This window comes from Pseudarthrobacter sp. TAF60_1, assembly GCF_052113505.1.
Classification (GTDB): Bacteria; Actinomycetota; Actinomycetes; order Actinomycetales; family Micrococcaceae; genus Arthrobacter.
The window spans coordinates 414,098-431,895 of record NZ_JBFRDI010000001.1 but is presented as its reverse complement, the minus strand read 5'-3'; the positions used below and the strand labels follow the sequence as shown (position 1 = coordinate 431,895).

Annotated in this window: 20 protein-coding genes; 8 read left to right on the top strand and 12 right to left on the bottom strand. The window is 65.7% G+C overall.

What is annotated here, in order from left to right; genetic code table 11:
• Positions 1 to 2: 2 nt before the first annotated feature.
• Positions 3 to 2,108 carry a LuxR C-terminal-related transcriptional regulator gene (locus AB4Y73_RS02140; protein ID WP_441867898.1) on the top strand — a complete coding sequence of 702 codons (2,106 nt, stop codon included), beginning with the start codon at positions 3 to 5 and terminating at the stop codon, positions 2,106 to 2,108.
• Between the two features lie 104 nt (positions 2,109 to 2,212).
• Here the strand turns inward: AB4Y73_RS02140 and AB4Y73_RS02135 are convergent, their stop codons facing one another.
• Positions 2,213 to 2,545, bottom strand: coding sequence for a hypothetical protein (locus AB4Y73_RS02135; protein WP_441867896.1), 333 nt, complete (start codon positions 2,543 to 2,545; stop codon positions 2,213 to 2,215).
• Positions 2,546 to 2,550: 5 nt separating this feature from the next.
• A complete protein-coding gene (locus AB4Y73_RS02130; protein WP_441867894.1) occupies positions 2,551 to 2,952 on the bottom strand; it encodes a PLD nuclease N-terminal domain-containing protein in 402 nt (133 codons plus the stop codon).
• 60 nt (positions 2,953 to 3,012) lie between these two features.
• Here AB4Y73_RS02130 and AB4Y73_RS02125 point away from each other — a divergent pair, with 60 nt between their 5' ends.
• Positions 3,013 to 3,324, top strand: coding sequence for a DUF4229 domain-containing protein (locus tag AB4Y73_RS02125; protein WP_441867892.1), 312 nt, complete (start codon positions 3,013 to 3,015; stop codon positions 3,322 to 3,324).
• Here AB4Y73_RS02125 and AB4Y73_RS02120 read toward each other — a convergent pair.
• From AB4Y73_RS02120 to AB4Y73_RS02095, 6 genes are all read right to left on the bottom strand, one after another.
• Positions 3,321 to 4,202: a 1,4-dihydroxy-2-naphthoate polyprenyltransferase gene (locus tag AB4Y73_RS02120; protein ID WP_441867890.1), complete on the bottom strand. Its 882-nt coding sequence runs from the start codon at positions 4,200 to 4,202 to the stop codon at positions 3,321 to 3,323. The two genes, AB4Y73_RS02125 and AB4Y73_RS02120, sit on opposite strands and share 4 nt — an antisense overlap.
• 82 nt (positions 4,203 to 4,284) lie before the next feature.
• Positions 4,285 to 5,478 carry an AMP-binding protein gene (locus tag AB4Y73_RS02115; protein WP_441867888.1) on the bottom strand — a complete coding sequence of 398 codons (1,194 nt, stop codon included), beginning with the start codon at positions 5,476 to 5,478 and terminating at the stop codon, positions 4,285 to 4,287.
• 13 nt (positions 5,479 to 5,491) lie between these two features.
• A complete protein-coding gene (locus AB4Y73_RS02110) occupies positions 5,492 to 6,445 on the bottom strand; it encodes a 1,4-dihydroxy-2-naphthoyl-CoA synthase (protein WP_441867886.1) in 954 nt (317 codons plus the stop codon).
• 21 nt (positions 6,446 to 6,466) lie between these two features.
• A complete protein-coding gene (locus tag AB4Y73_RS02105) occupies positions 6,467 to 6,907 on the bottom strand; it encodes a VOC family protein (RefSeq protein WP_441867884.1) in 441 nt (146 codons plus the stop codon).
• Positions 6,908 to 6,973: 66 nt separating this feature from the next.
• Positions 6,974 to 7,735: a CPBP family intramembrane glutamic endopeptidase gene (locus AB4Y73_RS02100; RefSeq protein ID WP_441867882.1), complete on the bottom strand. Its 762-nt coding sequence runs from the start codon at positions 7,733 to 7,735 to the stop codon at positions 6,974 to 6,976.
• A 46-nt stretch (positions 7,736 to 7,781) separates the two neighbouring features.
• A complete protein-coding gene (locus tag AB4Y73_RS02095; protein ID WP_441867880.1) occupies positions 7,782 to 9,032 on the bottom strand; it encodes an Nramp family divalent metal transporter in 1,251 nt (416 codons plus the stop codon).
• Between the two features lie 245 nt (positions 9,033 to 9,277).
• On the opposite strand from AB4Y73_RS02095, the gene AB4Y73_RS02090 reads away from it, so the two are divergent.
• Together AB4Y73_RS02090 and AB4Y73_RS02085 are read left to right on the top strand one after the other, a co-directional pair.
• A complete protein-coding gene (locus tag AB4Y73_RS02090) occupies positions 9,278 to 10,963 on the top strand; it encodes an ABC-F family ATP-binding cassette domain-containing protein (RefSeq protein WP_441867878.1) in 1,686 nt (561 codons plus the stop codon).
• A gap of 222 nt (positions 10,964 to 11,185) precedes the next feature.
• The gene (locus AB4Y73_RS02085; protein WP_441867876.1) at positions 11,186 to 12,646 is read left to right on the top strand and encodes an amino acid permease; all 1,461 of its coding nucleotides are present in this window, start codon (positions 11,186 to 11,188) and stop codon (positions 12,644 to 12,646) included.
• A gap of 47 nt (positions 12,647 to 12,693) precedes the next feature.
• Here AB4Y73_RS02085 and AB4Y73_RS02080 read toward each other — a convergent pair whose 3' ends face one another.
• Together AB4Y73_RS02080 and AB4Y73_RS02075 are read right to left on the bottom strand one after the other, a co-directional pair.
• Entirely contained in the window at positions 12,694 to 13,473 is a 780-nt protein-coding gene (locus AB4Y73_RS02080; RefSeq protein WP_441867874.1) for a dienelactone hydrolase family protein, read from the bottom strand.
• Between the two features lie 92 nt (positions 13,474 to 13,565).
• Positions 13,566 to 13,742, bottom strand: coding sequence for a CsbD family protein (locus AB4Y73_RS02075; protein WP_441867872.1), 177 nt, complete (start codon positions 13,740 to 13,742; stop codon positions 13,566 to 13,568).
• 127 nt (positions 13,743 to 13,869) lie between these two features.
• On the opposite strand from AB4Y73_RS02075, the gene AB4Y73_RS02070 reads away from it, so the two are divergent.
• Both AB4Y73_RS02070 and AB4Y73_RS02065 read left to right on the top strand, forming a co-directional pair.
• Complete coding sequence (locus tag AB4Y73_RS02070; RefSeq protein ID WP_441867870.1) at positions 13,870 to 14,328, top strand: SRPBCC family protein; 459 nt, start codon at positions 13,870 to 13,872, stop codon at positions 14,326 to 14,328.
• Positions 14,328 to 14,990 (top strand): pentapeptide repeat-containing protein, encoded by a 663-nt coding sequence (locus AB4Y73_RS02065; RefSeq protein WP_441867868.1) that lies wholly within the window; start codon positions 14,328 to 14,330, stop codon positions 14,988 to 14,990. Before AB4Y73_RS02070 ends, AB4Y73_RS02065 begins: the two co-directional genes overlap by 1 nt.
• A 22-nt stretch (positions 14,991 to 15,012) precedes the next feature.
• Here AB4Y73_RS02065 and AB4Y73_RS02060 read toward each other — a convergent pair whose 3' ends face one another.
• A complete protein-coding gene (locus tag AB4Y73_RS02060; protein WP_441867866.1) occupies positions 15,013 to 15,246 on the bottom strand; it encodes a DUF6480 family protein in 234 nt (77 codons plus the stop codon).
• A 75-nt stretch (positions 15,247 to 15,321) separates the two neighbouring features.
• On the opposite strand from AB4Y73_RS02060, the gene AB4Y73_RS02055 reads away from it, so the two are divergent.
• Positions 15,322 to 15,930, top strand: coding sequence for a GNAT family N-acetyltransferase (locus tag AB4Y73_RS02055; protein WP_441867864.1), 609 nt, complete (start codon positions 15,322 to 15,324; stop codon positions 15,928 to 15,930).
• 39 nt (positions 15,931 to 15,969) lie between these two features.
• On the opposite strand, the gene AB4Y73_RS02050 is transcribed toward AB4Y73_RS02055, so the two are convergent.
• A complete protein-coding gene (locus AB4Y73_RS02050; RefSeq protein ID WP_441867862.1) occupies positions 15,970 to 16,851 on the bottom strand; it encodes an SGNH/GDSL hydrolase family protein in 882 nt (293 codons plus the stop codon).
• Positions 16,852 to 17,028: 177 nt separating this feature from the next.
• Between AB4Y73_RS02050 and AB4Y73_RS02045 the strand changes: the two genes are divergently transcribed.
• Positions 17,029 to 17,745, top strand: coding sequence for a tyrosine-protein phosphatase (locus AB4Y73_RS02045; protein WP_441867860.1), 717 nt, complete (start codon positions 17,029 to 17,031; stop codon positions 17,743 to 17,745).
• Positions 17,746 to 17,798: the final 53 nt, after the last annotated feature.

The window sequence follows — 17,798 nt, the reverse complement described above, 5'->3', positions numbered from 1 at the left end:
GCATGATGCCCCACGAGGCCGCGCCGGCCCAGGAATCAACGGCGCCCCCTCATCCCCAGCACATTGCCAACCAGTTCCACGGGGAGAACGCGGCAGTCCGGGAACTCCTCCTGGCCTTGTCGGTAGGCTTCACTTTGCCAGGACCGCTGCCTGCGGACCTTGAGCGCAGAGTGGCCGAAGGCCAAGTGGAGAGCATGGAAGAGTTGGTGGCCCGGGCGGAATCGTCCGGGCTTCTCCAACCTGACGGCACGGTGGTAGGCACAGTTCAGCACGCGCTCCTCACCGCCACTCCCACCCCGAGAGTCCAGGCATTGCAGCGTGAGCTGGTGGCGTGTTTCGCCGCGGAGGGCCGCCCGTTGGGAGAATTCGCGCGTGAACTGGCGCGCAGCGGGCTAGCTGACAACCGTGTCGCCGCTGAACTCGAAAAAGCCGGGGACCGCGCCCTGGAACACGATCCAGGCTTAGCCGTCCAACTCTACGAGGAAGCCCTCCTTGCCGGCGCGGATGAGATGGCAACCGCAGCACGCCGGGCCCAGGCGGCGTGGGCCACGGGAGACCTGAACTCTGCCGGGCGGATCATCGATGGGCTCCTGATGTGTCCTAATCCGCCGGACCTTCAGCGCGGCGTAGATGTCTCGGCCGCTGTCTGGGCCCAGCGGGGCATGCTCGCCCGCAGCGCAGACGTCTACGGCTGGCTGGGTCCGGAACGGGTGGGGCCATCCGGACCGGCGGCCGCGGTGGCAATGATCGGCCGCGGCAACCGTGCGGCTGCCGAGGCAATGTTCCCGGCCGGTTCCGAGCCGGCGTCACCTACATTCCTCGCCGTGGCACAGGCACAAACGGCCATGGGCCTGGTGGAATCGTTGTCCGGGGACCCGCATCAGGGATTGCCGCTCCTGATCCATGCCTCGGACATGCTGAACGCGTCCGGGGCTGCCCTGCCCATTCCCGACGCGCCCGGAGCCCTGGCTGCGCTGGTTGCCCTGCACAGCGGCGAGCCGCATCTGGCCGAAACCATCGCGCATGCAGCCGCCGCTGCCGGCCAGGGAGGAGACGCCGTCAAGCCGCGGCTGTTCCTGCTCCAGGCGTGGTCGGCCATGCAACAGGACAACCCGGATGAGGCGCGGCTGGCCATCAATGAAGCCTCAAAAGCCAATCACTGGCCGTTGGTGCCCCGCGACGAATTCCTGTGCGTTGCCTTGGAAGTGGGCCTGGCCCGCAGAAGCGGCGAAGTCCACGACCTCATCCTGGCCTGGGAGCGCGCCCGCGAAGCAATGCTCCACACTACGGTGGACCTCTACAACCTCCTTCCCTGGGGGGAACTCCTGATCGCCGCAGCCCGGCTGGGGGAGACCAGGCGCGTCTCGCATTATCTCGAGGAAGCGTGGAAGCTGCTGCGGGACCTTGGCAGTCCGCCGCTGTGGGCGGTACCCCTGCACTGGGCGGCCGTCCAGGCGGCACTGCTGAACGAGAGCCCCACCGATCTGGCACCCCATGCGGCAGCACTTGCCCGGGCGGCGGACCACAGCCACCTTGCCTCGCAGCTGGCTTCAGCAGGGAAGGCCTGGGTATCGGTGCTCGCGGGCAGGTTCAGGGTCGCGGATGTGGAGTCAGCCGCACGTGGGTTGAACGCCGTCGGGATGCCCTGGGAAGGTGCACGGCTTGCCGGGCTAGCCGCTGCCCGGGCAGATGAGCGCAAGGACATGGTGCGCCTGCTGTCCTGCGCACAGGACCTACACCCGCAGGGAAACTCCTCCGCTCCCTCCACAGGCCAGTCTGAAGCCCGCGTTGCGCCCGCCAAGGACCAGGGCAACGGAAATGGCGCTGTCCAGCCGGACCCTTCGGTGCTGAGCGAACGGGAAAAAGAAGTGGCAAGGCTGGTGCTGGAGGGGAAGACCTACCGGGAGATTGGGGAAACCATCTATATCTCGCCCCGCACTGCTGAGCATCACATTGCCCGGATGCGCCGCCGTCTGGGCGCTGAAAACCGTTCGGACCTGCTGGTAAGGCTCAGGCTTGCCTTGGGAACCGAGAACCCGCAAGCGAGTGAATCCCCTACAACCCCTAACGGCACCGGCTCCGAAACCCCGGCCGAGGCTGGACAGTAGGGGGAGGCGGCCCGATGCCCCGTCCCCAGGGGGACCTTTAAGTTTGATTCAAGCCCAGCAGCGAGGCCGGGCTACCCACAAATTCAGAAAAGATTTGCGGACCATCAAATGCCAACGCTCCTGCCCCAAAAGACGATGCCCGCGGAGGTGCTGATGGCGTCGGCATCGCCGCCGGGCGCCATCTCGTCCACCACGGGTCGGAGCCGCTCCAAGTTGGAGGTGCGGGTCAGGAAAGATCCCACCACGACGGCGCTGCCTGCGATGAGGCTGAGCAGCCAGAGCCCCCGGGCCACGCTGATACTGCGCGGAGTCTCCGGGATGACTTCAATGGGTGCCGGGGCGGTGTAGGACAGGCCGGGCCGCGGCGGGGGAGGGGGCGTAACAGCCCCGGCGGGGGCAACTGGCAGTTGGTGGTCTCCGTCGGGGTGCTGGGGCATGGGTCCTACTTCACGTCGCCGGTGTCGTGGGTGTCTGCGTCTCCCGTGCCGTCGGATCCGGTGCCGGCCGGACCGGCGTCGCCCTTCGACTCCAGCTCATCCTTGAGCTTTTTGAGGCGGGCGGCTTCGGCCTGCTTCCGGCGGCGCATCTCCAGGTTCCGGAGGAAATCGGGATCGTCATCAGGAGCCGTGGGACCGCTGTACTGCCGGAGTACCGGTGCGGTGCTCCCGGGACGGCCGATCAGCAGCCACAGGACGGCGCCGATTACCGGCAGGACAATCATCACGGCGATCCAGGCCGGCTTCGAGATGCCCCGCGTCTGGCGGGCGTCAGTGCGGATCACGTCCACCAGTCCATACACAAAGACGACGAGTACTGCGACGGCCAGAACCACACGGAAGAGCATGCCATTAAGTCTATCGTCCGCAGGCGGTTGGCGTTCAGGGAGGGCGGCTAAACTTGGACGGTGGCTTTCCTGAAATACTCCCTGATCCGGCTGGCGCTGTTTGCGCCGCTCTTTGTGTTGTTTATGTTCCTGCAGTTGGGGGCGGTGCTGTCGGTGATCTGCGCCGGGCTGATTGCTTTTGCCGTCAGCTACCTGTTCTTCCAGAAGCAGCGCGACGACGCGACCGCTTCCCTGCACCACCGGTTCTCCGGCAAAGCCAAGCCGCTGCGCAGCGCCGGCGAGGTTGCTGACGCAGACGCGGAGGACAGCCTCCTGGACACCAACCCGGATGTCACCATCCGTTCCAGCACCCCGAAGACGCCCGACGCCTAAAATCCGTGGCTGAGGACCAGCCCCAGTGAGAAAAGCACGCTGTAGCCGAGGTTGATCAGGCCGGTCTGTTTGAGCACGGGGATCAGGCTCTTGCGTTTGCGTCCGTTGATCATCAGCCAGGCCGGCATCAGGCAGGCCGGGATGAGAAGCAGCACAATCAGGATCCAGGGCCGCCCGGGCGCCAGGATCACCACCAGCAGGATGGCTACGGCAAGCATCAGCACGTAGCTTTCACGGGCGTGCTTGTCGCCCAGGCGCACGGCGAGGGTCTTTTTGCCGGCCTGGATGTCGGTGGGAATGTCGCGCACGTTATTGGCCATCAGCAGCGCCGTGGCGATCAGTCCGGTGCCGATGGCGCCGATGACCGCGGACAGGCTGATCTGTCCGGCCTGCGTGTAGGTGGTGCCGAGGGTTGCCACCAGGCCGAAGAAGACAAAAACGAAGACGTCGCCCAGGCCCATGTAGCCGTAAGGGTTTTTGCCGCCGGTGTAGCCCCAGGCTGCCATCACGCACCCGATTCCCACCAGGATCAGCCACCAGCTTTGGGTGATCACCACCAGTGCCAGGCCGAACAGCATGGCCATGGCGAACGTTCCGAATGCCGCGTACTTGACGTGCTCGGGCCGGGCTGCGCCGGAACCCACCAGGCGCAGCGGACCGACACGGTCATCATCGGTGCCGCGGACGCCGTCGGAATAGTCATTCGCGTAGTTCACGCCGACCTGCAGGAGCAGCGCCACCAGGGCCGCCAGGACGGCGTTGACGGGGCGGAACGAATCCAGCTCATAGGCCGCTGCGGTGCCGATCAGCACGGGGGCGATGGCGGCCGGCAGGGTGCGGAGGCGGGCGCCTTGGATCCATTGTGCGGCTGTGGCCACGGTGAGTACCTCGTGTTGGGTTGGGAAGAACGGTGTAACGGTCTGCGCGCCGGCCGCGGATGGGCGCCGGTGCAGCTCTACTCTACTTTCCCTGATGCAGGGCGTTGAGCCGCTCGATCATGGCCAGGCGGTCCGGTTTGCCGTTGGGGAGCATCAGCAGCTCCGGCGCGGCCAGCACGGTTTTGGGTGCCAGCAGGCCCAGCCGCTGGTGCCAGTCGTGTTCAAGCACGACGGCGTGATCCCCGCTGGGGGAGGCGCCTTCCGCGCCCGGCGGGGCGCCGGCGCGGGCCAGCGCCACAAAGGCAGCCACGGCCTGGCCCCATTCCGCAGACGGAACGCCGGCCACAAAGGCCGCTGCGACGCCGTCGGACTTTTCCAGCTCTTCCTGCACGTGCGCGGCGGAGACCTTGACACCGCCGGTGATGATGACGTCGTCGGCGCGGCCCAGCACGGTGAGCCGGCCGTCCGCGTCGAGGGTGCCAAGGTCGTTGGTGCGGTACCAGCGGACGCCGTCTTCCTCGAAGAACGTGTCCGTGCTTTCGGGCGCGTCGAGGTAGCCGGCGGCTATGGTGTCGCCGCCCAGCAGGATGCGGCCGTCCTCCGCTATCCGGACCTCCACGCCGGTGAGCGGCACGCCGTCGTACACGCAGCCGCCGCAGGTTTCCGCGGAGCCGTAGGTGGTGATCACCCTGAGGCCGGCCTCGCGGGCGGCGGTCAGCAGCGCGTGCGACGCCGGTGCGCCGCCCAGCAGGATGGCATCGAACCGGCGCAGGGCGGCGAGGGTTTCCGGCGACGGCGATTCCAGGAGGCGCTGCAGCTGCGTGGGCACCAGCGAGGTGAAGCGGATCTTATCGGTCAACTCCAGGGCGCCGGCAGTGAATGCTGCGGGAGTGAAGCCGCCGGACATGTCCATGACCCATGGCCGGGTGCCGGCGAACAGCGACCGGACCAGGACCTGCACGCCGGCCACGAACTGCACCGGCAGCGCCAGGAGCCACTGGCCTTCGCCCTGGAGGGCAAGCGCGGTGGCCATGGAGGAGGCCGCCAGCGCTTCAACGGTCAGCACCGTGGCCTTCGGCGCCCCGGTTGAGCCGGACGTCCTGACCACTGCCACGGCGTCATCGCAGCCAGGGGTCTCCGTGTGCCCCACCACGAGCTCGCCGTCCGGGTTCACGGAAAGTTCGACGGCGGGTCCCTCACCGCGGAGCGCGGCGGCCAGTGCGGTGAGCGCCGGTTCGATGTCCAGAGGCCCGATGTGCTGGCGTCCGATGTTCATGTGCCGTCCTGCCTTAGAAGTAGTGCGGGAAGCGGGACCAGTCCGGGTCGCGTTTTTCCAGGAAGGCTTCCTTGCCCTCCACGGCCTCGTCCGTCATGTAGGCGAGGCGGGTGGCTTCGCCGGCGAAGACCTGCTGGCCGGCCAGGCCGTCGTCGGCGAGGTTGAAGGCGAACTTGAGCATGCGGATGGCCTGGGGTGACTGGCGGGCGATGTCCGCGGCGTATTCCAGGGCCACTTCCTCGAGCCGCTCGTGGTCCACAGCCTCATTGACGGCACCCAAGCGGACCATGTCCTCAGCGGAATATTCGCGGGCGAGGAAGAAGATTTCCCGGGCTGCCTTCTGGCCGATCTGGCGCGCCAGCAGCGCGGAGCCGTAACCGGCGTCGAAGCTTCCCACCGTGGCGTCTGTCTGCTTGAACTTCCCGTGCTGGCGGGAGGCGATGGTGAGGTCTGAGACGACGTGCAGGGAGTGTCCGCCGCCGGCGGCCCAGCCGTTCACGACGGCGATGACCACCTTGGGCATGGTGCGCATGAGCCGCTGGACTTCCAGGATGTGGAGGCGGCCGGCGCGGGCGGGGTCGATGGTTTCCTGGGTCTCGCCGTCGGCATAGCGGTAGCCGTCCCTGCCGCGGATCCGCTGGTCCCCGCCGGAGCAGAAGGAGTGGCCGCCGTCCTTGGGGGAGGGGCCGTTGCCGGTGAGCAGGACGGTGGCGACGTCCGGCGTCATGCGGGCGTGGTCCATGGCCCGGTAGAGCTCGTCCACGGTGCCGGGCCGGAACGCGTTCCGGACTTCGGGGCGGTTGAACGCGATCCGGACGGTGGGCAGGTCCCTTGTCACGGTGCCGTCCGCGGAGCGTTCCACCTGACGGTGGTAGGTCATGTCCTGGAAGTCATCGAAGCCGGAGACGGTGCGCCAGCGGGTGGGGTCAAAGACATCGGACACCTTGGCGGGAATTTGGTTGCTCACCGGACAAGTCTAGTAATCGGGTCAGCTGATGCAGAACTCGTTGCCTTCCGGATCGGCCATGGTGTGCCATCCGTGCGGCCCTTCGCTGGCGCTCCAGAGAAACGTGGCCCCACGGGCTTCCAGCTGCTTCCGGACCTCGTCCTTGTCCCGGCCGTCCAGGCGGACATCCCAATGGACGCGGTTCTTGACGGTCTTTCCTTCCGGGACCGCCTGGAACAGGACGCGGTGGCCGGGTGCTTTGGCCTCGAGTTCCTCCGGCGGACGGATGGCCTGTCCGGTCCGCCACACCAGTTTGCCGTGGTGGGTGAGGGTTTCCTCTTCCGTGGCGTAGCCCTGGCTGATCATGGAGCGGATGAAGGCCTCATCCTGCGGCTCAACGGCCCAGTCCAGGGTTTCCGCCCACCAGTCAGCGAGCTCGTGCGGGTTCTTGCTGTCAACCACCATCTGGATCTTCAGTCCCATGGCACCAACCTAGTCGCGGGGGCGGACTGGTGGATAGGGGAGGCAGCCCCCTCCTCACTGGCTGGCTTAGGGCTGTGCCTGCTGGAGCTGCTCGAAGAGCTCCGGCGGGATGGCGTAGATGAAAATGACTGCGAGCAGGTTCTTCGCCGCATGCACGAAGTAGGAGAACATCAGGTTCCTCCCGGTCCAGACGTACACAAACACCAGGGTGGCGCCCATGGCCAGGTAGGGCAGTAGGGCAGGTAAGGTGATCGCTTCCTGCCCCACGATGTGGAGTGCGGCGAACAGGACCGCGGACAGCGCGCAGCACAGCCAGATGTTGACCCGCCGGCTGAGTTTGCCGATCAGCAGGTGCCGGAAGATGTACTCCTCCACGAAGGGGCCCACGATCACCACCACCGGCACCATCAGCCAGGCGGGGACCTGCTGCATCAGGTCCTGCAGCCCGGCCTGGTTTGCGGAGGTCTGCACCCCGCCGGCGGCCGAGACCACCAGCGCGGTGAGAATCATCATGGCTATGACCGCCGCGGGAATCATCATGAGGGTGAACCAGGGCCGTGTGGCCAGCACCCGCAGGTCCCGGTTTATGACCCGCCGCGCGGCAATCACCGCCAGGATGCCAACGGACCCGTAGAAGAGCAGGTTCACACCGTAGGAGGCGGCGGCGGGGCTGGGGGCCAGTTGCCGCAGGAGCGGGGCGAGCAGTTCACCGGCGACGGCGAACAGTCCGGCCACGGCCACGTACAGGCCGACGTTACCGAAATCCAGAGGGGAAAACCGGTACAGCTCAGGCTGCGGAGCGGGTGGTCGCCGGTGTGTGGTTGTCATGCATTCAGCTTAACTTCCGCCTCGCGGCCCGTGGGTGCGGAATTCGTCAGGTCTGGCCCGTGATGGTGAGGGCGATCAGGACGCAGTTCAGGACAACGATCAGCGCCGCGCTGGTCCAGCCTGCGATCTTCAGCGGCAACGAGTCCGTGTGGATGCCCATGACGTCGCGTTTTCCCGTGAGCCGGATCAGGGGGATCAGGGCGAACGGTATTCCGAAGCTGAGCAGGACCTGGCTCAGAACCAGGGCCAGGGTCGGCTCGATCCCGGCCCCCAGGACCACCAGTGCCGGGATCAGGGTGATCACACGGCGGGTCAGCAGCGGCACGCGGACCCGCAGCAGCCCGCCCATGATGGTGGCACCTGCGTAGCAGCCGACCGATGTTGAGGCCAGGCCCGACGCCAGCAGCCCGATGCCGAACGCCACGCCAATGACCGGGCCGAGAGCGGAGGTGACAGCCGCGTGGGCGCCGGCAATGGTGTCCGTCCCTTCAACGCCGCGAAGGCTCGACGCGGCCAGTAGGAGCATTGCGATATTGACTATCCCGGCGAGCATCAGGGCCCCGGCAACGTCGAACCGGGTCGCCCGGATAAGCCGTGTCCGGACGGCAGGATCCTCCGAGAAGCCGTGCCTGTCCCGGGCCAGCGCCGAATGCAGATAGATGGCGTGCGGCATCACGGTTGCCCCGAGCATGCTGGCCGCGAGAAGAACCGTATCCGTTCCCTCAAAGCGGGGGATCAGGCCGTTCAAGGCGCTTCCGGCGTCCGGTGGATTCACGAAAAGCCCCGACACGAAACCGATAGCGATCACGCCCAGAAGGATCAGTATCGCGTACTCGAAAGACTTTTGGCCGCGGGAGGACTGCAGAGCCAGCAGCAGCATCGACGCCAGGCCGATGATGATGCCACCGGCCAGCAACGGCAGCCCGAAGAGCAGGTTCAGTGCCACCGCACCGCCGATGACTTCGGCCATGTCGGTCGCCCCGGCCACGACTTCAGCCTGGGCCCAATACAACCGCCGGCGGCCCTTGCCCAGGCGCCGGCCCATAATCTCGGGGAGACTCATACCCGTTGCCAGGCCGAGCTTCGCCGACTGATACTGCACCAGAACGGCCATCGCGTTCGCCGCCACCAAAACCCAGACCAGCAAGTACCCATAGCTGGCACCGGCCGTCAGGTTGGCGGCAACGTTCCCGGGATCCACGTAGGCAATGGCGGCAACAAACGCCGGTCCCATCAGGAGTAGGCGTGACCATCGCCCCCCTGCCGCACGCCGTGCCTGAAGTGTGGGAATAGCCATCACGGTCCTCATCATCGGGGCGAACTGATACCACCAAGATAGCCTAATTTAGGCATACCGAAAACTTTTATTCGGGATTCCGTATTGACCTGCCGGCCTGGCCAAGGCAGGCTGGACCGATGAAGTCCTAAGCAGCAGCCCGGCCGGACCGGACTGCAACCTCCCAATCCACGGCCGCCGTCGAGCCTTATCTGAGCCTGCATCTGCTCCGGCGGTCATACTGCGGAAAATCAAAAGGACTTCCTGTGACTGAACATCTCAATCTTTCGGGCGTTTCCCATGGGTACGGCGACCGGCTGCTGCTTGACGGCATTAGCCTGGTCATCACCGGTGGCGAGCACGTGGCGATCGTCGGCGAGAATGGCGCCGGGAAATCCACGCTGCTCCGACTCCTGGCCGGGCTCGAGGCTCCCGACCAAGGCGCCGTGAGCAGCCACGGGCGGTTGGGCTACCTTGCCCAGACCCACGGGCTGCCGGAATCCTTCACCGTCGGTGCCGCCATCGACGCATCCCTGGCGTCGCTGCGGATGCTCGAGGCCGAGCTGGACCGGCTGAAGGCTGGCCTGGCCGACGCCGAGGATGACGAGCTGGAGACCTACGGCCGGCTGCAGACCGAGTACCAGCTGCGCGAAGGCTACGCGGCGGAATCCAGGGTGGAGGCTGCGCTGGACAGGCTGGGCCTGGGCGGCTTGGACCGGGGCCGGCTCCTGGGCTCGCTCTCCGGCGGTGAACAGGAACGTGTGGCGCTGGCCTGTGTCCTGGCCGATCCGGCGGACATCCTGCTCCTGGACGAGCCCACCAACCACTTGGATGCCCGCGGAACGGCGTGGTTGGAGGACCGGCTGGCTGCGCACCGCGGCACCGTGGTGGTGGTGTCCCACGACCGCGTGCTGCTCCGCAGGGTGGCCAGCACCATTATCGAGGTGGATGCCGAGCGCCGTGCGGTGACCCGTTACGGCAACGGCTATGACGGTTACCTCCGCGAGAAGGCCGCAGAACGTCAGCGCTGGGTCCAGGACTACCACCAGTGGATCGACGCGATGGAGGCCGAACAGCGGCAGGCGGACACCGTGACCGGGAAGATGGGCTACGCCCGCAAACGCGACGGCGACAAGATGGGCTTCGACTTCAAAGCCGGCACCTGGCAGAAGGCGGCGACCAGCAAGGTCCGCAACGCCCAGGAGCGACTCCGCCGGCTTGAGGCCAGCCCGGTTGACCGCCCGCCGGTTCCCCTGCGGCTGAACGCGGATCTGGCCGTGGGCCCTGAAGTCTTGCCGACGTCGGCCGGCCTGGATGAGCCCTCGGCGGTGCTCTCGGTTCGCGGCGTGAGTGTTCCCGGCCGGTTGCGTCCTACAGATTTTGAAGCGTGGACCGGCGACAAGATCCTCATCACCGGCCCCAATGGCGCCGGCAAGTCCACGCTGCTGTCCGTGCTGGCCGGCACTCTGGAACCGGCCGAGGGGGCTGTGGTGCGCCCGGCCCGCGTCGGCTACCTGCAGCAGGAGCTCGAACTGCCTGAGCGGCCTTCGCTGCGTCTGCTGCCAGCCTTCGTGGCGGGCCTGGGCGGCAACGTCGATCAACATGCCGAGGCCCTCCTTCGCCTGGGCCTGTTCCGCACCAGTGAGTTCCACGTCCCGGTGGGCAGCCTGTCCGCGGGCCAGCAGCGCAGGCTTGCCCTCGCCCGCCTGCTCCTGGGTGGCTTCAGCACCCTGGTCGTCGATGAACCCACTAACCACCTGGCGCCCGTGCTGGTGGAGCAGCTTGAGGAAGCGCTCGCCGACTTCGCCGGGACCCTGGTCATGGTCAGCCACGACCGCGCCCTCCGGGACTGGTTTGCCCGGAATGCGAAGAAGAACGAAAAGTCGAGGACTGCCGAGGCAGGTCGATGGATCCGGTATTCGATGGACCGCGGGGTGCTGGCGCGAGCCTGATGACCGGCCGAATGACTTCGCAGCTTGTGCGTTATTTCGGAATCAAGCCGAAATATCATTTGGTGCGATCCGCCAGTTGGCCATTTTAATTCGCGTTAACCGCCGCTGAGTGTTGCCCGCGTCACGAACACATAACGGCACCTTGTAAGATTGAAAAGCCGCGCGGGCCCTCAACGCCTGGGACCTTGTGCTGGCCACCCCCCGACTCCACAAGGAATTGTTGTGCCTCAAAGTACCCCCACAGAACTTAAGAGCCAGGCGGCGCCATCCGCCGCCGTCGACTCTTCCCTCAGCGCCGAGGGCTACAAAAAGACCCTGGGCCGCCGCCACGTAACCATGATCGCGATGGGCGGCGCGATCGGCGTCGGGCTCTTCATGGGCGCCGGCGGACGCCTGGCCTCCACCGGACCCGCCCTGATCTTCTCCTACGCCATCGCCGGCGTGATCGCGTACCTGCTGATGCGGGCGCTCGGTGAACTGATCATGTACCGCCAGACCTCCGGCTCGTTCGTCAGCTACGCCGGGGAGATGTTCGGCAAGAAGGGCGCCTACCTGTCCGGCTGGATGTACTTCATCAACTGGGCCATGACCGGCATTGCCGAGCTCATCGCGATCGGCCTCTACTTCCAGTTCTTCTTCCCGAACGTCCCCGTTGAGCTGTCCGCCATCGCCGCGCTGGTGCTGCTGGTGGCCGTGAACCTGCTCAGCGTCAAGGCGTTCGGCGAGTTTGAATTCTGGGCGTCCTGCCTCAAGGTGGCGGCCATCGTCACCTTCCTCGCCGTCGGCACGTTCATGGTGGTCACCAACGCCAAGGTGGGCGACGGCCACGCTTCGGTCAACAACCTCTTCCACGACGACGGCGGCATGTTCCCCAAGGGTGCCCTGGTCATGATCCTGGTGCTCAACGCCGTCATCTTCGCCTACAACGCGATCGAACTGGTGGGCATTACCGCCGGCGAAATGGAGAACCCGGAGCGCGAAGTCCCCAAGGCCATCCGCGCCGTTGTGGTCCGCATCGTGGTGTTCTACGTGGGCTCGGTGTCCCTCCTGGCCATGCTGCTGCCCTCGGACCAGTATCACGCCGGCACGTCACCGTTCGTGACGGTGTTTGGCCAGATGGGCCTGGCCTGGATGGGCGACGTCATGAACATGATCGTCATCACCGCGGCGCTGTCCTCCTGCAACACCGGCCTGTACTCCATTGGCCGGATCTTCCGCACCATGGCCAACAACGGTCATGCCCCGCAGTGGCTGACCAAAATGTCCAGCCGGCACATCCCGTACGCAGGCATCCTGGCCATCGCCGCTGTGTACCTCGTGGGCATCCTGCTGAACATCTGGCTGGGCGGCTCGCACGCGTTCGACCTCGCACTGAACTCGGCCTCCATCGGCGTCATCTTCACGTGGGGCTCCATCTTCGCCAGCCAGATCGCGCTGCGGAAGAAGAAGGGCAAGGTGTCGTCGCTGCCCATGCCCGGCTCGCCGTGGACCAGCTGGGCGGGACTCGTGGCGCTGCTCGCGATCACCGTGCTGATCGGGTTCGACACCATGACCAGCGACACGGGCGAAGTCTTCATGCTGGGCCTCTGGACCCTTGCCACCATCCCGTTCTTCGCGCTGGTGCTGTGGCTGGGCTGGCAGAAGGTCAAGCACAACGAGCCCAAGAGTGAGCTCTTCAGCTGACGGTTCCGCCTCAGTAACCGGGCGCCCAGAAGTACGACGTCGGCGGGTCACCCTCTCGGGGGCGACCCGCCGACGTCGTTATTTGGCGTTGCCGCTGCGTCCGAGCCCTTCAGGTGCCGGGCGAAGTGGTCCTCGATCCGCCGCCACGCCTCGGGGGCGGACTGGGGGTCGGGGCCGATGCCCATCACGCGCATCAGCGGCCGGAGCACTGCCGGACCTTCCTCGGTTTCGTTGAGGAACGAGTGGCCGGCGGTGGGAAATTCCTTGACGCTGTTTTCGATCCCCAGGTTGTCCAGCGCGGTCTCGAGCTTGTCCGCGGCGCCCTTGAGGGTCTTGTCCTTACCGCCGAAGGTGGCCACGACGGGGCAGGCCCCGCGGAGGGCTCCCTCCAGGTCCTGGGGCAGGCGGCCGTAGTTAACCGAGGCCGCGTCAAAGCCGTCGCGGGCCACCAGCAGGGCGAAGCCGCCGCCCATGCAGAACCCGATCACGCCGGTTTTTCCGGTGGACAAGGGTGAGGCGGCCAGCCAGGCCCGGGCTGTGGCAAGGTCGGTAAAGACCCGGCCGCTCCCCGTCATCATGCTGCGCATGGTGCTGACCAGGCAGCGGCGGGCACCGCCGTCGCTGAACAGGTCCACCGCGAGCGTGAGGTACCCCGCCCGGGCCAGCCTGTCCGCATGTGCCCGTATCTGGTCGTTCAGCCCGAACGCTTCGTGGATCATCAGGACGGCGGGAAACGGGCCGGGGCCCGGGGGTGTGGCGAGGTATCCGCCCAGGGAGGGCGAACCTCCCGCAGCGGCACTCCGGGCACTGATGTCGACGTAGGTCATGGGCCAAGGGTAGCCGCCGCGCTCCAGGAAAAGGGCAAAAGGAAGGCGGCGGATCCCCCATGAGGATCCGCCGCCTTCCGGTTCTTGAAGGACTAGTCCTTCTTGAAGGTGTCCTTGACGTCTTCGCCGACCTTCTTTGCGTCAGCCTTGACCTGGTCGGTCTGGCCTTCGGCCTTCAGGCGGTCGTTGTTGGTGGCGTTTCCGGTCGCTTCCTTGGCCTTGCCGCCGAGGTTTTCCGCTTCGTTGCTGATCTTGTCTCCGAGGCCCATGGCTGGCCGCCTTTCGTTGTGCGTTGATCGAACAATGCAATTTCACCATAACACAAAGCATGCTTATCATTTCAAGCCCCCGGGACAACTCCTGCCCGATGTCACGCTCCCCGGCTAGGCTCGATGCATGGATCACACAACAAACCTGACCCAGCACATCGATGCCCGTCCGGACAAGGTTTGGACCGTTATCTCGGACATTCCAGGCTCCCCCGCAACGCTCTCCGGCATCAAGGCCGTGCAGTTGCTCACCGACGGGCCCTACGGTGAAGGGACCCGCTGGAAGGAAACGCGGACCATGATGGGCCGGGCTGAAACGGTGGAAATGTGGGTGGCCAAGGCCGATCCGCCCCGCAGCACCACCGTCAAGGCGCACCAGGGCGGCGCCGATTACACCACCCGCTTCAGCCTGGCCGAGCGGGACGGCGGAACGGACCTTACGCTGACCTTCGGTGCCGACGTCGTCAATCCCACCGTTCTCAGCAAGGTCACCATGGCGTTGTTCGGCAAGATCGGCATGAGCATCACCCGCAAGGCCCTCGCGAAGGACCTGGCGGAAATCGCGGCCAAAGCGGAATCGCTCTAGTGGCGGCCAAGCTGCCCAAAGTCACGGGTCCCCGGCTCTCGGAGGTCCGGTTGGAGGACCTGACCGAGGACGCTGCCCCGGATTTCCGGCGGGGTGAAAAGTACGACGGCGTCCGGTACAGCCGCGTAGCTGCCGACGGTCTCGAACTGAGCGGCACTGACTTCGCTGAGTGCGAGTTCCAGGGCGTCTCGTTTAACGACACCCAACTCCGCGGGGCAGGCTTCCGCGATTGCATCGTGTCCGAGCTGTACGCGCCAGTGTTCAGGGCGGCCCGTTCCACGTGGCGTGACGTGCACCTGAACAACCCTCGGCTCGGGTCGGCTGAACTCTACGAGAGCGGCATGCAGTCCGTGCGGATCGACGGCGGCAAGCTGGACTTCCTCAACCTGCGCGGAGCCAAACTGACGGACGTCCTGATCACTGATTGCATCATTAACGAACTGGACCTGGGTTCCGCCATGGGAACCCGGGTGGAACTGAAGAACTGCACCATTGGGGCGCTGGACTTCACTGGTGCACGGCTGAAGGACTTCGACGTCCGCGGCAGCGATTTCCGGACCATCAGCGGCCTGGGCAGCTTGGCCGGGCTGGTGGTAGACGACTACCAGCTGAGCCTGCTGGCCCCGCTCCTTGCCGGACACCTGGGTATCCGGGTGGTGTAGCGGGCGTTCGGTTCAGAGCCGGTCAGTCGAAAAAACCCACAATGTAGCCGATGAAGAAGAGCAGGACCAGCAGTACGCCGGCGGCGATGGCGCCTATCCAGAACACCTGCAAGCCTTTTCCTGAGCCCTTAATTACGGGTTCATGCGTGCCCGCCACGGAACCTTCACCGGGCGGTGTTTCGCCGGGAGGAACACCGCCGCCCGGTTCCAGTCCGGTGATCTTGTCGTCCTCCGGATCGGGATTAGGTCCAGTCACAATTACTCCCTCAGTTCGGGTCCTGGTGGTGTCCCCAGAGTAACCGGCAGGGGTTGGCGGGCCTAGGCTGGTGCCGTGACTTTTCTCGAACCCATTACCCTCACCGGCCGGCACGTCATCCTTGAACCGCTCAGCCATGAACACCACGACGGGCTAGTCGCCGCAGCGCGCGATGGCGAGCTGTGGAATCTCTGGTACACGTCCGTTCCCGAGCCGGAGAAAATGACCGCGGAGATTGAACGCCGGCTGGAGATGCAGGCGCAGGGGTCCATGTTGCCGTTCACCACCAGGCTCATCGACCCGACCACGGGCGGTCCGGGGCCGATCATCGGCATGACCACGTACTGCAATATCGACGCCGCCACGCCCCGAGTGGAGATCGGCTACACCTGGAATGCCGAGTCCGTTCACGGCACCGGCACCAACCCGGACTCGAAACTGCTGCTGTTACGCCACGCCTTCGAGACCATCGGCTGCGTGGCGGTGGAATTCTGCACGCACTTTATGAACCACCAGTCGCGGGAGGCCATTGCCAGGCTCGGCGCCAAGCAGGACGGCGTGCTGCGAAGCCACCGCCGGACCAGCGACGGCGTCCTCCGCGACACCGTGGTGTTCTCCATCCTGGAACACGAGTGGCCCATGGTCCGGAATGGGCTCGAACACAGGCTCGCCAAGCACCGGTAGGGGGTGCTTGGCGAGCTTCACAGCTTTAGCTCAGAGCGGTTAACGCCGGGCGAGTTGGGCCGGCTTCACGGCTCCCATTGTCGCTGCGGCATAGCCCAGGGAATAACCGGCCGGGTTCGGGTGCAGGTTCTGCGGATTCATCAGGTTATCTGGCGTAAAAACAATCCACGGATCAGCAGAATTGGCTGCGTGGCCAATGAACCGGTTGGTGACGTCGACGAACTGCACTCCTGCATCGTTAGCGGCGGAGGCAATGGTGGCGTTCAGGGCGTCGGTTGCCGTGTTGAGTGCATTTAGTACTGACGGGTCAACGTTCGGCACGCTCACGCTGGCATCGAACAGCCTGGGATAGCCAAGCACAGCGATCTTTGCGGTCGGGGCTGCCGTCCGAACGGCGCCGTACGTTTCGGCCAGTCCGACGCGAAGGTCTGTGAGGGTGGCAGTGGGCGGAAGTACGGCCGCGCAATTTTGCGGTTGGGTGGCGCACGTCAGAACCACACTGCTGAAGCCCACATCGTTGCCGCCGGCCGTGATGGTGACAAATTCGGCTGCAGCGAGGGGGCCCCCATTGGCAAGAATCTGTTCGGCAACGGTGGTGGCACTGGTGTCCGCCATATAGAGCGGGCTATTCGGCGACAGGAGTGCCCCATTGCAAGCGGCGTTGACTTCGAGATTTACCCGACCGGTGTTACCAACGATGTCTGCATAACCGCCGCGGCTCTGGAGACACCGGGGAGCGGACGAAATGTCGAAGGGGCCTGCCCCTGTCCCCGCCGTGTAGGAATCACCCAGCGCAACATAGTCGGCCTTGGGTGGAGGTGCGGCCTCCGCCGGAACGGCTGCAAAGCCCAGCGCCATGGCCATGGTGGCGAGCCCGGCTGCAAAAGCCGAGCGCCGTCGTCGTACTGCTGACGTTGCCATCGGATTCCCCTCAGATTGATCAATTGGACGAGCGACACAAACGGGTAATGGTTACCGTACGCCCCAAGCCGGCACCCGTCACTGAGTGGGTGTACTCGACTTTCCGTATACCCGGCTACGTATGAATACCGGCATCCGCGCATAGAGCCGGGAGCGGCTTTGTGGTTAGCTTTGCGGGTGGACAAACGAGGCGGGCCCGTGGGCTGGGACGGGGCCGTTAATGCCTGGCACGTCGCCGGCGGCGTCTACCGCATGGGGCGGCGCGAATGGCTCACCGAAACCGGGTGGCAGCAGGCGTACGACGACGGCGTCCGCACCGTGGTGGATCTGCGTCACCCCCGCGAGGCGCTGCGGCGGGACACGGACCCGGTTGTGGCCGACCGCGCGTGGTCAGGCGTGAAGATCGTCATTGCCGCCACCGAGGAACCCGGCGACCCGCGGTTTACCGCCGTCTGCGGCCCGTACCTCAACGATCCCGCCCATTACCTGCACAACGTCAGGCTTTACCCGGCGAAGTTCGTGGAAGTCTTCCGGGCTGTGGCTGAGGCCGTAACGGGCGCCGTCGTCATTCACTGTGCGGCCGGCCGGGACCGCAGCGGAATGGTTGCGGCCATGATGCAGGATCTCGCGGGCCACTCCGATCAACTCATCGCCGACGGTTACTCAAAGGCCGCCCGCGGCATCAACGAGCGTTACCGGACGCACGGTCCTCCGCACGCGCGTGAGCGCTACCTCCACGACGCAGAACTTACGCCACTGCTGGAAGAGCGGGGCCGGATGGTGGTGCAATTCGTCCGGGAGTTGGATACCCGGGCGTTCCTGCTGGAGCACGGTTTGTGCCTGGAAGAAATCAACGCCATTGATCGGCTCCTCAACAGGCCGGTACCCTTGTGACTTAAGTGGCCATTGTGACAGGTGGTGGACCGGTACGTGAGCAGGCCTAGCAG